Here is a 16,346-nt window from a genome sequence, read left to right as displayed (position 1 = left end):
ATTACGTTTAAAAATTTAGTTGCGTTTGAATATTGTGTTCGTGATCGATTTAAATTTACTTTCTTTATTCACCTCATCATCGGAGTAATAACCATAGCCCTTACTGCCATAGTTGCCATAACCCCCATAACCCTTGTCTGGCTGTATCCCGTTTATGACCAGGGAAAGTCGCGGAAACTTCTTGCCTCTTTGGAGATCGTTGATCAATTGGATGGCACTGCGCAGGGAGTGATTTGGCCGCAGCACAAAAAGACTGATGTCAGCCAATTTTGCCAGGCTTAATGAATCTGCTACAAGGCCTACCGGCGGGGAGTCCAAGATAACAAAATCAAAGTTCTCCCGTAAATAATTAATCAATTCTGCCATCCGCGAATGTATAATTAACTCTCCGGGGTTTGGTGGTACCGGGCCCGAATTAAGTAAATATAAATTTGGACAGTTCTTTACAGGTTGTATAATATCTTCTGGCTGCAGGCTCTCATTGATGATATAATTGGAGATCCCTACCGAATTGTTGACACCCAGGTTTTTAGAAAGGATAGGTTTCCGTAAGTCAAGCTCTAAGACCGCCACCCGCCTGTTGCTGATGGCAAGGCTGTTACCTAAGTTTAAACTCACAAAACTCTTTCCTTCGCCACCCACACTGGAAGTAACTACAAAAACCTTGTGTTTATTGTTGGCCCCCATAAAGGAAAGATTAGTACGGATAGCACGCAGCTGCTCAGCCAGGGCACTCCTGTTATTGGTGGTGATGGCAATGGCCTCCTCCGTTTTGCTTAAACTCAGTTCGCCCAAAATCGGTACCGTGGTGCCTTTCTCAATTTCCTTCCGTGTTTCTATTTTCTGATTGGTGATGACTTTGGTAAAGACAATGGCTGAAGGGATCAAGATGCCCAGCAGGGCAGCAAAACTATATATAGTGACCTTTACCGGTGACACGATGCCATCGCTCAGGATGTCATCAACCGGGCGCGAACGCTCGGCATTGGAGCTCACCAGCTGTAGCTCAGTTTCCTCCTTTTTCTGTAAGAGGTATATGTATTGTGTTTCCTTGATGGTGAACTTCCTGTTCAACTCCACATATTGCTTTTCCTTTTCCGGAAGGCCCTTGAACTTGCTCAAATATTTGTTTTCCTCCTTACTTACACTTCTTTCTGTGGCGTTATATTGCTTCCTGATGTTAGTGATGTTTTTGCGGATGTTATTGCGCATATCTGCCAGCTGATCATTTACTGGGGCCAGGCGTGGGTCATCCTTAGTGCCTGAGTTTAAAATCATCTGCTTTCTGATCACCAGCGTATTGTAAGCTTCTACCTGGGCACTCAACACCGGATCTTGCAAGCCACTGGTGGAGGCTACAATTTCTTCTTTGCCCGACGCATTTTTAATGCTCGATTCTACCAGCGACAACAGCTGGCCCTGGTAGTCGCTTTGGCTTTTTTGGGTGTCTAAAGACTGCAGGTTAGTCAATAACTCCTGCGCCGTGAGCGATACATCATAAATCTGGTTGCTGGCTTTGAAATCTCGTAAGGCATTTTCCTGCTGACTTAACTCTGCACTGACCGTCTCTAAACGTTCGCGCAGGAACACCAGGGCCCGTTTAATGGCCTGATTCTGGTACTCCAGGTAGGAAACATTATAGGAGTGAATTAAGATTTCTATATATTGACTGGCCCTGACAGGAAGCTCATCTACTACAGAGATTTTCAATAACCCGATTCCCCCGTTTTTAGCCTGCTCTACGGTGAGCCTCGACAGGTAGTTTTTAATGGTATTTGTTCTCCCGTTGAGCTGTAAGGAATAGGTATCAGCGAGGATAGCCTTGCCCGGTTTTTTGCGGATCAGCACTGTATCGGTGTGGATGATCAGCTTTTGCCCATAGGCCCCTTTATAGTTTACGCCATCATCTTTTATGCTGTAACCCTGCGGCTGTAGCTCCAGAATATATTTGGGGCTGCCATAGTCAGGATCTCCCTTGTGAACGTTAATATCCACAGCCATGGAATCAATTAACACCGGCTGATCTCTCAAGTGCCCCAGCTTAGAAACAGCAATAGCCAGCTTTAAAGAGTCTACCACCTGCCCGTTCAGCTGGTGGGAACGTAAAATAAATATCTCGTTGCTGACAATAGAGGCGGTATTTTCTGAGCCACTCACCAGGCCTGCATTGGCCAGGATATCGGTGGTACCCTGCTCCAATGCTTGTCCCCCGACAATAATATAACCGGTAAGCTGGTATTTTGGTGTGGCATAGCGCAAATAAACGTAAGCACAAAACAGCGTGATGAGCAAAGAGATGATGATCCACACATAGTTGGCAAGCAGTTTAGACAAATAATGTTTGAAGTCAAATGAGCCCATTTCGGACTGTGTTGCTTTGCCGTTCTCAAAAAAATCTTCCATCTAACAATATATTAATATGCTTTTTTGTAAACCGGACATGTTAAATAAACCCCGGTAAAAATTTAAAAAACCCGCGTAAATATGGCAATGATCCCTACTGTTAAAGTGACCATTGAGGCGTAGAAGCGAGATTCGTCACTGAAGCGGCGACTATCCCTTGGCTGCACATAAATGACATCATTATGCCTCACCTGGAAAAGCTCCTGGTTATAGAGGAGGTCTTTCTTACGCAGGTCTACTTTAAAAATGGTTCTTTTGCCATTATAGTCCCTGTAAATTTGAATATCGTGTCTTTTAGCGGAAATAGGCAGGTCGCCGGCCGCACCTAAGGCATCTAAAAAGGTAGTTCTTTGTAAAGGGAGTGTGAAAGTACCCGGATTGCGGACCTCCCCTAGCACGGTAAACTTAATCTGAAAGAATTTAACGGTCACCAGCGGTCCGCGGAGGTATTTAACCAGCGACAGGGTGAGCTGATCTCTCAATTGCATGGAGGTGAGGCCTGTGGCTTTAACTTTACCCATATAAGGCAGCTCAATGGTGCCATCAGCATCTACCAGCGTACCCACAATCTCTGATTCGGACCTGACGGCGCCAGAACTGTTGACGCCACTGGAGTTAACCCCTCCATAGGCATTGAATAAGGCAGCAGCCTCAGGATCTTGCGCACCAATGGTGATTAATAAACGGTCGCCATCCTGAACGGTGCGCTCCACCTGAGACATGTGTGGCAGCTCTATCCGGTCTGCTTCTGGCAGGTCATTGAAATAACGAAGTTGTTTATTTGAAGCACATGAACTGATGACGATGGCGACCACCGTCAGTATATATAGTCTGTTTCTCATCCCAGGACACTGTTTAATATAGCTTAATAAAGATAATATATAATGATCACAATTTAAATAAGTAGAATAAATATGTATAATTCTAGGTGTATAAGTTAATAAGGGCTTAAATTTTATTTAAAGACGGTAAAGTAGCCCAATTTCTACATGGAAGTTATTGACATCCTGTTGATCCCAATCCCAGAAGTTTCCAGTGGCACCGGCAAACTCCCATTGGTAGTTCAAGGACCTGATGTAGGCCACCTGGCTGTTGAGCATAAAGCGCTTATAATCCCAGTTAAACTTACCGGTTACGCTGAGGTCTACCCAATGTCGCCTGATATCTGGTTTGGTCCGAAAGGCCCGGTAAAAGAGGTCATTGTTTTGCACCAGCCGCTCAAATTGCAGGCCTACTTTCTTGAGTCCTTTCACCCAGCTCACATCCAGCGATTGCAGGTTGCTGCCTGAGCCTATACCTGCCCCCAGCACCTGACCTTCGTTGGTATACCCATGCTTGATAGAACTGTGGCTATACCAATAACCTGCCCCCCGGGTGATCCTGGTGAGTGCGGCTTCCAGCTGCGTAACTTCTATGCCCGCTTGCAGGTATGCCCCTTCGGCTCTTAAAGGGAACAGTTTTCTAAAACCAACAATATAAGCCCTGCTGTGTTCTGGCTCTACAAAAGCATCCCTGAAATTATAGTTATGGTCATTCTTGCCATATTGGAAATAGATTTCTGCATGGGTTTCGGGCATCACCCAGCGCGCAGAAAAGGACAGCCGCTGGTCCCATTTACGGGGATCTTCTTCATCAGAGCCCGTAGATGTGTCAAACTTTAGGTCACGTTTCTGCACCCCCGAAAAGATGGGAAAGTAATCGTTGAAATTGTGGCCCATGCTATTTTCATAAACCATGTAACTGCGGTCAAAGCCCAGGAATAACTGCGGCACCCATTTTGGCTGATACGTTACCGCGATGCCAGAAAGGTAACGCCAGTCGTCTTTCTTGGGCCTGAAGATGGGCTCTGGCGGAAGGGCCTCCCCCGAAGCCTCCAGTTTGCCTGCAATAATTTGCCCTTCAAAGGAGCCTATATAAGTATTGATGGGCCTGCGGGTATTTAAAGTGAGATGTTTAAATCCCGCGGCAGTATTGCTCATCAACAAGGAATTGCGGATGCCGGGCCCCCACCATAGGTTTTCATTCGACAAGCCCAGGGATACCGGCCCTGCATTGAGCCTGACACTGCTTTGTCCCCAGCTGAGTTTCTCATATCGCCCCTCGCCAAATCGTTCTGGGGCATCTATAGAATTGTAGTAGAGCGTGTAACCACTCTTAAATTCTTTGCCATTGTCGACTTCATACTGCTGCCTGAAATTTTTGTTTTCTGCATACACATATTCTGGCCGCAGCTGGATGCTTAAAGGTCCTATTTCCAGAAAGATGCCTGCAGAAACCATAGTTTGATAGCCGCGGGAAGGCACCATTAAACCATCATTCATGCCATAAGGATGGTGCGTGTTATATTGCTGTTTCCATACGACTGGCAAAGCGTAAAGGCGTGCTTTTAATTTAGGGTATTCCACGATCAGGCGGTTGAGGTCTTCCAGATAGAGATCATCGGAAAGCTGCATATGTGTTCGAGGCGACAAGTGGAGTGGTCTGATCATCAGGGATGCCCTGGAGCTGTCCTTACCCAAAAGTTGTTGTCTTCTGTATAAATCATCTGTTTCATACAGTAAGCCTACAGGCAAGGTTTGCGCAGCGGAAACCTTAGCCAGTATAAGCAGGTATAGTAAACAGACAAACTTCATGAATTTCATACCTTTAAAAATTAGGTTGTAAAATTTGTTATGCTGGAATGCTGGGGTTATGCTTAAGGCTAGATGAGCAATAGGTTTCAAAAGCCTTAGGATATGATCAACTGGCATTGTTAAAATAGTAGTTGGTGGTTGTTAAAATGGCAGTTGGTGTTGTTAAAAATGATATAAAAGCCCTAGTTTAACATGTACATTGTTGACATCCTGTTGCTCCCAGTCCCATGCCCCAGTCCCTTTCTGCTGGATCAGTCCGTAGTGGTAGTTGAAAGAATGTGTATAGTTGACGGTAGTATTGAGCACCAGCTTGTTAAAGTTCCAGTTAAACTTACCATTGAAGCCCAAATCAATCCAATGGCGACGGGGGTCTGTGGTGCCACTCTGGTAATATAAATCACTGTTTTGATCGATACGCTCCATGCCGAAGCCTATTTTCTTTAAGCCCTTGACCCAGCTGACATCAAAGGACTGCATGTTGCTGCCCGGACCAATCCCTGCACCTAACACCTGCCCTAAATGGGTATAACCATCACGCACCTGCGCATGGGTATACCAGGATTCGCCATTGTTGAATTTATCTTCTGAAGGTGGTTTAGCCAATTGGGTGACCTCGGTTTCAAACATGATAAATTCTGCATCAGTCCGCAGCGGAATCAGTTTGCGGAAACCGAAAATATAGGCCCTGGTATGATCGGGCTTTGTCGCCAAATTGCGCGTATTAAAAGCCCTGTCGTTTCTTCCCCATTGGAAATAAACCTCAGCTTTACTCGCCGGTAGCACATAACGCAGGAAATAAGAGATATATTGATCACGCTCTTTAGCATCCTGACCATTGACATATCCCTTTAAATCTGGATAATTAGGCTTTTCGGAGGCGCTGAATACAGGTAAATAATCACTGAAACTCTTCCCCATGGCATGGTTATACACCACAAAAGAATGGTCAAAGCCCACAAAGAGGTTGGGCACCCATTTAGGCTGGTAACTGATGGCGATGCCGTTGATGTAACGCCAGTCATTAACTTTAGGCACCAGCTCAGAAAGTATATTACTGATATTGGAACGATAGAGTTTACCTGCAATCAGTTGTCCTTCGAGGTGACCTATATAAATATCCACCGGTCTGACGGTATGCAGGGTGAGGTGTTTGAATCCTGCAGCGTTATTGGTCATCAGCAAGGCATTCCTCACCCCTGGTCCCCACCATAGATTTTCATTCGAAAGCCCCAGGGATATTGGATCGAAGGTTAAATTGATGCTGCTTTGCCCTAAGCTGATGTCTTTGTACTTTTGAACCCCCATTCGCTCCGGATTATCAATTCTGTTCAGGATGATCAACTCCGAGGTCTTAAATTCTTTTGCCGTATTGCTCTCCTGTAAAATAGTAAAGAACTCATTGCGGCTGTACACAAATTCTGGCCTGAACTGCATGCTGAAAGGACCTAGTTTTGCATAGATTCCCGCAGAAATCTGGGTTTGGTAACCCTTAGCTTGAATCATAGACCCATCATTCATTCCATAAGGATGGTGACTATTGTATTGCTGCTGCCAGACCACCGGCAAAGCATACATTTTAAAACCCCTTGGCCTGATCTTTTGAAGAAATTCTGGAAAGATGCCCAGGTTAATCTCCTTTCTGTAGTCGGTTAAAGAAATAGCACCGTTATCACGCTCTTCTTCTTTGCTAAGCTGGTCGAACTCGGTGATATATAAAGGCCTGATCATATAAGAACGATTCGACTGGTCATTTCCCAGCAGCTGCTGCCTTCTGTAAGCATCCTCTACTCCATTAAACAAACCTACAGGGATGGTTTGCGCAAAAAGCTGCTGCCCCAGGCCTAAAAACAAGAGACAGGTGGACACAATGCAAAATTTCATTTCCTTACCTATTTGCTAGACGTTAATTAATTAATCATTTACCTTGATTAAGGTTATTTATTTATAGGAACTTATTGATGAATGTTAGTTGTAGCTGGTATTGATTTGAGAAGCGCTGCTCTAGAGCGTTTTATGGTGTGGACACAGCAAGCTTTCCTGACCCACAGGAAGTGGTCAGTCCTTTTGTAAACTCCTTTTATTTTAATTCTTTACTATATTTTCTAAAATCGTATCGCCAAACCTGGTGTGTGGCGGTTGATTGTGTATCTTATGTTTTTCAAATGATGTTCTGCCTGAAAAATTAACATTGTTTATTAAGACCTTTTTATAACGCTCGATATAGATGGACATGGCCCCATTAATGGTCAGGATGGTAAACATCAGCAAACCTATAGTTGCTGTATTGCCCAATTGCTGCAACGATAGTGCCAAGGCAATGAACATAATATTTACCAACGCCAAAACCAGCGTAGTTTGTACATGTGTTAAGCCCAGAAATAGCAACCTATGGTGCACATGGTTACGGTCGGCTGTAAAAGGTGAGGTATTGCTGATGACCCGTAAAGTGAACACCCGCATGGTGTCAAAAATAGGAATAATCAGTATGGCCAGCACTAGTCCTGCCGAAGAAGTGATTTGCAGAGGCCCTATCATAATTTCATGTTCATTGCTGACGGCCAGGAATTTTACACTGGTGATTGCAGCAATAAAGCCGATCAATAAGGAGCCTAAATCGCCCATAAAGATCCTAGCCGGAGTAAGGTTAAAAAATAAAAAGCCGATGAGCCCTCCTGCTAAAGAAATAGACAGGTAAGCCCAGCCTATTTCTCCTGCTTTAAAAAATAGACAAGCGTACATTAAACTGAAGATGACCCCTAAGGTGGCCGCTAAGCCATCTACCCCATCAATGAGGTTAAAGGCATTCACCACCCCCACCATAAACAGGGAGGTTAACAGGATGCTTGCCCAATAGGGGATTTCTTCATAGCCTAAAATGCCATTTAAATCTGAGATGCGGATATTTGCCCATATAGATACAATAAAAGCACTGGCGAATTGTGCGAGGAACTTTTTAAAGGGACTTAACCCAACAATATCATCTTTTAAACCCACCATAAATAAGATGAGCCCGGCGGCCATCAGCAGATGGGCCTCTGGCAGGAACCTGGATGGAATGAAGAGGGAACAGGACAATAAAAATCCAAAGAATATGGCGATGCCACCAAAATTCGGCACAATACGGCTGTGTACTTTACGACTCTCTGTAGGCTCATCAAACAATCCTTTCTCAATAGATATTTTAATGATCGGAGGGATGGCAAAAGCTACAACCAGGAGGCTAAAAAAAAAGATAAGGGTGAAAACCATATTGCTATTTTTTAACAGTAAAACTCACGCAAGAATAAAGCCAAAAGACTCATCTCCAATATTTTAAAAACCCATACACCGCCCAGGTACTTAAATAGTACAGACTTTTAAACAGTCCTAATTTTTCAATTTTGTAAAGCACTAAAAACTGTGGAATAATGACCCTACTTTTTTTAGCAGTTGCAGAATTTTGCAGCAAACGGTAATTGGCCAATACTTCCTGGTTGCCATAGGCAACCTTTACTTTTTTAAGGATGTCGAGCCAGTACACATAATCATCGCGGTTGCTTTTCATACCTTCCCGCAGGTACACTTTTCCATAAGGTTTAGTGTCGTACAGTCCTGTTAAGCAGGAAATGGAGCAGGTTTTAAGCATAGAATGATAATCTTCTTTCTCAGAGGCGATAAATGGCCGCAGAATTTCTTTTCCATCTGCATCGATCCGGGTGTGTGAGCCATAAACCAGGGCTGTATTTTTACGCCGCATCAGGTCCAGCTGCTTCTCCAGGAAATCGGCATTCCAGGTGTCATCAGCATCCAGCAGCGCTATATATTGGCCCTTTGCCTGCCGGATGCCCTTATTGCGTGCCGCTGCGGAGCCTGCATTGGCCTGCCGCAGCAACTGTATCCTGGAGTCATGCCCCATAAAGTTGCTTACCACCTTTGCCCCCTGATCTGTGGAGCCATCATCAATGATAATCATTTCCCATAAGGGGTAACTTTGACTGATCACAGAATTTATTGTTTGCCCAACGAATCTTTCTCCATTGTACATTGGGGTAATCACCGACACTAAACCTGGTACCATGACGCCTTAAATTATTGATTGTAAAACTGCGGTGTTTCCATGCCTTCCCTGAGCTTCACCCAGGCTTTTAAAATCCTGACGTAATGGTAACCCTCTACAGGTGCTGTTGCTGTATCCCACTTGCTGTCAAAAAACGCTTTGTTCGATTTGAGGTATTTACCATTGACCAGCTCTACCTCTGCCCCATAAGAATAACTTACAGGGATGGTCCTGACGGCTTTGATGCTTCTGAAATGAAACATCCCCAGAGGGATGCCCATTAAAACCAGACGGCTCTCAAAGTCTTCATCTTCATTGCCTATTGCCGGAAACCGCTCATCAAACCAGCCGACCTGCCTGATGATGGATTTTGATATCAGAAAATGACTCCAGCTCTGGTTAATCAATGCGATATTTTGGGTTAATATGCCGACATGCTCCAGGTCTCTTCTAAACAGGGGAGAGATTTCCAGATCGTCATTACAAATGAGTATTTTTTCATTTGTACTATTCAGTATAAGCTGGTTCCAGAGTTTACTTAAGCCCTGGCCTTCCATAAAACTTACAACCTTCACATTTTTGAATTGTTTTGCAAAAGAATTTATTTCATCAAGGTAAGCCCGCTGCAGGTCCTGGTGGTAATGGCCGTTAACGGCGATGATGATCTCTGTATCATTGAAAATTTTAAGCAATTGAAGCAAAAAGGGCTTAAAAAGGGTTTCATAGCGGTTTGCATAGGTGGTGATGCCGATGCTGTAGCGATGGTTGGTCATATCATGACTCGCTTTTTGGGGCATCATCTTCCAGCTGAACCGGCTTATTTTCCAGAAAAGGCTATAAAGATATTCCAGAAAGGGAGTGGTTTTATCTTTGATTTTCATCTTTAATTTATTTATGATGAGTTCCTGATGGGGTAGCTATACTGATTTCGGCCTTGTTAAAAATTTAAAGAGCTCCCTGATCATGACCATACGCCCATATATTTTACGCGTGAAGCTACGCCTGCTTTTTCCCACCTTTTCGGAAGTAAAAACGGCATCATGTCTTCGGTATTGCACAAGGGGCTGTCGGAAAAACAGGACGGAAAAACGAAACTCTGCCACCAGGCCAAGCCATAAGTCGTGCCCTATTTCTTTTGTATCGGGAAAAGGCAAGGCCGCCTCCAACACGGCCCTGCGAAAAGCCATACAGGAACCATAATAGGAGCTTCGAAAAATATTCTTGATGATGCCCGGGCCGGAGTTAAAATATTCGAAGAAAGAAGGATGCAAAACCTCCAGCTGCGCATTGACGATGATAGAGTCGCTCACCACCAGGGCATATTTCTCAAGTTGTGCCAACTGCTGTTTGTATTTTCCCTCCAGCCAGATGTCATCCTGATCGGCCAGAAAAATGCACTCACCACTCGACTGCTGCAGCGCATACTCGAAATTTTTAATGGGATCAAGGAAAACATAGTCCTGGTACAATTTAATGCGGGGGTCTTTGAAAGAACGGATCACTGCCACGGTTTGATCGGTAGAGCCATCATCAGCAATAATCAACTCATCTTGAGGGCCTATTTGTGATAAAATGGAAGCTATTTGTGCTGCAATATATTTTTCGCCGTTATAAGTCGCCATGCAAACGGAATGATGAGCTCCTTCAAGCGGCCGCAACCAAAGCTGACTCTTTAGCCTTTGTTGTTGTATTTTTTGTTGAGCGGATTCCCTATGCTGATAATTTAGTTCAAGCTGGTCTTGATGGTTCTGCATCTCTTGCCTGTCTTGGAGGTTATGCTGTGAACTGATCAATAGATATAGATAGTATCTATAGTATAAAGTTAAAAAAGAAGCATCTTTCATTTTGACAGATAAGCCTATAGCATGCCGGGTTACCGCATAAAAGAAACCTATGCGTGCTGCCAAGCTGTGTTTATTTGCATGAAGCGCATCTTGCAGGTACTGTTTAAACCTCTCCTGCTGTTTTTCTACCGAGGGTTCATCGTTAGAGTAGCTTTGCCAGCCAACCGCCGGAATAAGAAAGAACAAGGGCGACAGGGGCCTTACCTTATCTATAAACTGAAAATCTGAGAAGTCTAATTTCACCTTTTCATTATAGCCCCCTACTTCCTTAAAAAGCTGTAACTGAACCAGCATTCCACTGTTAACCGGACTGTATTGTCGCAGCAGATGTACGCCCGGCAATATTTTGCCTGGAGGATAGCCACGCTGGTGTTTGACCCTGTATGGAGAAAATATCAGGCCACTTTCATGTCCTAAATCATTTTTAAGTTTTAAATAAGGGGCAAATAATTTGATCTCCGGGTTTTTAGCAATTGCTGCGGCAAAAGTTTCCAGCAGGTCATTCTCAAACCGGGTATCCTGATCCAGGAGCAGCAGCCATTCTTTGTGCAGCGTTTCGGCTTTGCGGGCGGCAGCATTATATGCTTTGCTGACCCCTGGATTTTGAGGATCATGATGGTAATAAACATGGAAAGATTGCCAATAAAAACTTGCTGCTGTGGCTTGCGGCTCAGGACTGTTGTCATAGATATATAGGTCAAGCATGGACCCATTTCGATCTAGGTTTTGCTGCAGACTTTTGATGGTGAGGGATTCGCTGAGGCTTTGTTTATATAACACAACAACAGCCAACAGTAAAGGAGGCAAAGACATCATGGGGCATTACTTTATAAATAAGGTGGTGATGGCCAACTCAAAATCCGCAGCTAAATTTAGGCGCTGCAGGGTCTGGAAGGCATGTTTCGCCAGCTTACTTCTGAGTACAGGATCGATCAACAACCGTTCCATGGCCGCATAAAGTGTTACCTCCTGCTCAGGGTCTATGAAACGGCAATCTCTTTGATCTAGCACTTCTGTAAGGGCCGTGTTTTGGGTTAAAATGAGGTTTTTTTGCTGGGCAATCGCTTCAAGCGCTACCAAGCCCCATGATTCAAACCAGGAAGGCAACACAAATATTGTAATGGCTGTAAAAAAACTGTTTGTTTGCCTGGAATATGGTAAAAGTGTTACTGAATTCTGTAACCCTAGGTGCTTGATTTGTATTTTTAAGTTGGCCTCCATTTCCCCTTCCCCCATCAGAAATAGTTGACATTTCTGATCAGGGTAATTTGATTGTAATTGAGCAAAGCAGCGGAGTAAGCTGTCTAAGTTTTTAGAAGCGGTGAAGCTGCCTAAAAAACCGTAATTTATCGTGGAAGGAATGGTTTGTTCTCCTGAAGCTGCAGCAGAAGCTCGTTCCTGAAGATCATCATGCTGCTCTATTAAATCTTGAGGTACAGTTTGAATCCTTTCTGGTGGCGTATAGATAACCTTGCTGTTAGGGAAAGTGCAGCCAAATTCATTTTGCCATAACGACTGCTGCTGCCGGGAGACAAAAATTATGGTATTCTGTGGCTGGCGGAGCAGGAAACGATAGAAGGGAAACAAGCCCCGGGGGAGCCATTTGAATTTTCCGGGTGTAGGCTGTTCGTGTAAATGCCAGATGTGGCGCTTGTTTAACATCAAGGCAAGTAAAGGACCTATGGTGTTGACAATGGTGTTGGTATAAATAACATCTACCTGCTGTTTTCTATAGTAAATATAAAGCCTGACCAACGCTGGCAACTGGTAAATTAAACAGACTATGCTTCGGATCAAACTACCATTGAGAAGCTTGAAGTGAACACGTTTAATGTCCTGAGGCTGATGATTTTTATTCGGTGGGTCTTTAAACTGACTGCGGAAGCCCGCTGCAGCCGATATTGGCAGTACCAGCAGCGGAAGGGCGATGCCTTTGTTTTTGACAATCATCATCACCCGAAACAATACCGACTCTGCACCGAAATATAAATCTCTATGGCCTACAAATACTACTTTTAACATACTCCTTTTAAATACCATTCCGTTTTAATCATTATCTCTTTTTCTGGATTCGATATACTCCTTGTCGCTTTTTTTCAAGCGTTCCATTCCATCGCTTTTGGTATCGAAAATCACATGGATAAGGTAGTTCTGGTAGGGGTTAAAAGCGATAGCACTCGGTTCTTCTAAAAAAACGGCCCTGCCATATAAAAAAGAGAATGCAACAATGCCGACATAGGTAACGGCCTTGAAATAAACATCTTTATAAAGCGTAATCAAATAAGGCAACAAGATTACATTGGATAATAAAAAGTAAAACCGATACCTGTTGCTGATCTCAATAAATTCATAAAAAACAAAAAACACGACCACATTGATCAGGAAGAGATTAAAGAAAATGGGATAAAAGCGGTATTGCTTCAACTGCTTTCGGTGGATCATGTACAGGAAAAAAAGCAGGAAATTAATCAACACTCCTACACTGAGCACCCGGTTTACGCCATAGGTGTTTGAGCTGAGGTACATTTTAATGATGGAGCTGGTATGGCCTCCCATTTGATCGGCCACCCAGTTTAACAGGCCTGTCATCCAGTGCACTTGCAAAAAGAAAATACAGGCGCTAAAAAGAAACAGCAGCAAGTATAATTTATTACCCCATTCTTTATGCAGCACAAAGTATAAAGGATACAATAGAATAGCCGAGCGGTGAAATAAAAAGGCAATGGTGACCAGCAGAAAGTAAGGCCAGAATCTCCTTTGATAAATAAAATACAAGGAAATAAAGAACAGCTGAACGGCCACTGCCTGTCGGATGGCAATCATATCTAAGGGGAAATAAACTGAACTATAATAGATTAATGCGCCTAAAACTGGGTATACGCCATATAACTGTAAACCTTTGAAGAATAATAAGGCGTTGAAAAAGGCGATGATAAAAAACACGACCTGCATACTGCCACCAAGGGATTTAATGACCGAATTAAGTACTTTATAGCCCTGTTCCATGTAACTGTAGGTAAATGTGGGACTCTTCGTTGTCAACACCTGCTCTAAAGGTTCCACATACAGAAAAAACTCCCTGTAGGAGGGCCAGTCGCCACCCATCTCAAATTTGAGTCCGGCGATGAACCATAACAGGAAAAAGCTGCAGATCAGCAAAACGCTTTTATAGACCCTGGGGATGGATGTGATCTCCAGAAAGCCAAACAAGCCAAGAATCAAAAAGATGATGAAGTAAAACATTTTATTTCTTTAGGAAAGCCCTTAGTTTGATGATATTTTCGAGTAGCATTTTTTTTAATGGGGAAATCAATCCAAAGGCTTTCCTGATCTGTAAAGTCTCCAGTAAGGCTCTTGTCTGAAAGGATATTCCGCCAGTATAATAATTGGTGAGTATTTGCTCTATAAAAACAAAATTCACGCCCAACCGCTTCATCCTGAGCATGAAATCATAGTCAGAAGAAGATTTATAGTTCAAATTAAAGCCCCCGTGTTTTTCATACACTGCTCTTTTGACAAAGCAGGCAGGATGTTCAATCATACCTGTTGACAGGAAAGAACTATGGTTGCCTATAACTGATTTAAATGCACCGGATTGATCGAAGACCCTTAACATGCCGTGAAATATATCACCTTCGGGATAATCCAGATAGGCGTTAACGACTGCTTCAATAGCATCAGCTTCATAATGATCCCCACTATTTAGCAAACCCACTATACTTCCATGGGCAAGTGCCACTCCTTTATTCATGGCATAGTATATTCCTCCATCGGGTTCGGATATATATTGATGAAGAAGCGCAGCATAATCACCGATGATTTCCTGTGTACCATCGGTGGAACCCCCATCAATAATGATGTATTCTATAGGTACATACTTTTGGGCCGCAATGCTTTTCAAGGTCCTTTCTATACCCTGCCTGTTATTCAAAACGACGGTAATGATAGATACTAAAGGCTTTGTCATGATTTCCCTCTTTTACCTATTCCAGATGCCGGTTGCCCGGTTATTAATTAATTTCTGGTACTGCAGCGTTTCAACCACTGCACAACCAGCACATAAAATGGTCGTTGCCAACACTACCCCCGTGGTGCCCATGGTCTTGCCCAAAAATATGCTTAAGGGTATATTCAACAATCCTGAAATAACAACAAGGTAAAGCTGCAGCATGATTTTACCTGTTCCATTAAAATAAAAGCTAAAGATGGACCTGTAGGTATTTAATACAGTAAAAAAAAACAATACCAGGGATAAGGAAAAGGGAACCTGAATGGCAGATCCTACCCACAATCGATAGATAGGATTTGCTAAAAACAGCATCAATAAGCCGAAGCAAAACAGGAGCACACAGAATTTCAGTAGCTGACGCACGGTGTGTTTTATCCAGGCGACATCTTTTTTTGCATGGGCTTCGGTAAATGCAGTCCAGAAAGGGGTCATCACAATAGCACAAATCATGGTGATGACGGAGAAATATTTAAAAGCAACATTGAAAGTGGTTACCGCTGCCGGGGAAATGACATTGCTGATAATGAGGTTATCTGCATGATATAAGAAGATCAGGCCGATCTGGATCAGAAAGAACTTAATACCCAAATGAAACAAATCCTTGAGGTAAGCACGTTTGACATATTTAAAAGCCGGCGCATAAGCCTTATAGCTGCCCTTGTAAAGAATTAAATTAAAAATCAGGAACACCAAAAGCGGGCATGTGGTGGATGCCAGTCCGAGGTATAATAATGAGCCACTGGTTGTTTGATGTAGCAAATAGATGACAATGAGGCTGAGGAAATTACCTAGAAAACCAATGAGGGAGGCCATCACCGTATTTTGCCTTGCCGCAGTGACCACATTGATCAGTTGCAATACAAATTGAAAGGAAAACATGGAAAAAACAACCAACATCAAGGTGCTGATCTCCTTTGCCAAGCCAGCCGGGGCATTTAAGATTTTGGCAAAATCGATGAAGGCATGAAAAGCAAGAAACAACAGCAGCAAGACTCCACTGATTACGATAAGCATAAAATAGGTGGTGCTGACATAACTACGGGCTAAAGTTGTCTGTCCATTAGCAATGGCTTCGGCGAGTTTACTTTTCAATCCATTGCCAAAACCGATATCAAAGAACGCAAACCAGGTGAGAAATGAACTGATGGTGAGCCATATACCGAACTGTGAAGGATTGATGTAATCTATCATCAGTGGGATTAAAAGTAGGGAGATCAAGATAGAACCACCTTTAAAAACAAATGTTCCAGCGATATTCTTCTTAGCCAACAGGCTTCGTTGATGGCCCCTGGAAAAAAAGTCTCGGGTATAGGTCAGGATCTTCAAAATAATTAATTTAGAATTTCATCAGTAATTTTCCTGATCCATAAAACCAGGGTAGATAGAAAGGCCCCTAAAAAGCCGCCAACCAGCAATCCTTT

12 protein-coding genes are annotated in these 16,346 nt (G+C 43.4%); all 12 read right to left on the bottom strand.

Annotated features, from left to right (window positions below):
• Positions 1-15: 15 nt before the first annotated feature.
• Positions 16-2,403, bottom strand: a complete 2,388-nt coding sequence (locus tag ACR2F7_RS06400; RefSeq protein ID WP_432712753.1) for a GumC family protein — start codon at positions 2,401-2,403, stop codon at positions 16-18.
• A gap of 62 nt (positions 2,404-2,465) precedes the next feature.
• The gene (locus ACR2F7_RS06395) at positions 2,466-3,245 is read right to left on the bottom strand and encodes a polysaccharide biosynthesis/export family protein (RefSeq protein ID WP_432712752.1); all 780 of its coding nucleotides are present in this window, start codon (positions 3,243-3,245) and stop codon (positions 2,466-2,468) included.
• 117 nt (positions 3,246-3,362) lie between these two features.
• A complete protein-coding gene (locus ACR2F7_RS06390) occupies positions 3,363-5,045 on the bottom strand; it encodes a capsule assembly Wzi family protein (protein WP_432712751.1) in 1,683 nt (560 codons plus the stop codon).
• A 153-nt stretch (positions 5,046-5,198) separates the two neighbouring features.
• Positions 5,199-6,917 carry a capsule assembly Wzi family protein gene (locus tag ACR2F7_RS06385; protein WP_432712750.1) on the bottom strand — a complete coding sequence of 573 codons (1,719 nt, stop codon included), beginning with the start codon at positions 6,915-6,917 and terminating at the stop codon, positions 5,199-5,201.
• A 201-nt stretch (positions 6,918-7,118) separates the two neighbouring features.
• Entirely contained in the window at positions 7,119-8,285 is a 1,167-nt protein-coding gene (locus ACR2F7_RS06380; RefSeq protein WP_432712749.1) for an MraY family glycosyltransferase, read from the bottom strand.
• Positions 8,286-8,334: 49 nt separating this feature from the next.
• Complete coding sequence (locus ACR2F7_RS06375; RefSeq protein ID WP_432712748.1) at positions 8,335-9,093, bottom strand: glycosyltransferase family 2 protein; 759 nt, start codon at positions 9,091-9,093, stop codon at positions 8,335-8,337.
• Between the two features lie 11 nt (positions 9,094-9,104).
• Complete coding sequence (locus ACR2F7_RS06370) at positions 9,105-9,953, bottom strand: glycosyltransferase family 2 protein (protein WP_432712747.1); 849 nt, start codon at positions 9,951-9,953, stop codon at positions 9,105-9,107.
• Between the two features lie 36 nt (positions 9,954-9,989).
• The gene (locus ACR2F7_RS06365; RefSeq protein WP_432712746.1) at positions 9,990-11,732 is read right to left on the bottom strand and encodes a glycosyltransferase; all 1,743 of its coding nucleotides are present in this window, start codon (positions 11,730-11,732) and stop codon (positions 9,990-9,992) included.
• 6 nt (positions 11,733-11,738) lie between these two features.
• Positions 11,739-12,938: a glycosyltransferase family 4 protein gene (locus ACR2F7_RS06360; RefSeq protein WP_432712745.1), complete on the bottom strand. Its 1,200-nt coding sequence runs from the start codon at positions 12,936-12,938 to the stop codon at positions 11,739-11,741.
• A 24-nt stretch (positions 12,939-12,962) separates the two neighbouring features.
• On the bottom strand, positions 12,963-14,159 hold the full coding sequence (locus ACR2F7_RS06355; protein ID WP_432712744.1) for an EpsG family protein: 1,197 nt from the start codon (positions 14,157-14,159) through the stop codon (positions 12,963-12,965).
• Between the two features lies 1 nt (position 14,160).
• A complete protein-coding gene (locus tag ACR2F7_RS06350) occupies positions 14,161-14,883 on the bottom strand; it encodes a glycosyltransferase family 2 protein (RefSeq protein ID WP_432712743.1) in 723 nt (240 codons plus the stop codon).
• Positions 14,884-14,895: 12 nt separating this feature from the next.
• Positions 14,896-16,251 (bottom strand): MATE family efflux transporter, encoded by a 1,356-nt coding sequence (locus tag ACR2F7_RS06345; RefSeq protein WP_432712742.1) that lies wholly within the window; start codon positions 16,249-16,251, stop codon positions 14,896-14,898.
• Positions 16,252-16,346: the final 95 nt, after the last annotated feature.

It is taken from the genome of Pedobacter sp. (assembly GCF_045628745.1).
Taxonomy (GTDB): domain Bacteria; phylum Bacteroidota; class Bacteroidia; order Sphingobacteriales; family Sphingobacteriaceae; genus Pedobacter.
This window is presented reverse-complemented; position numbering and strand designations above follow the sequence as displayed.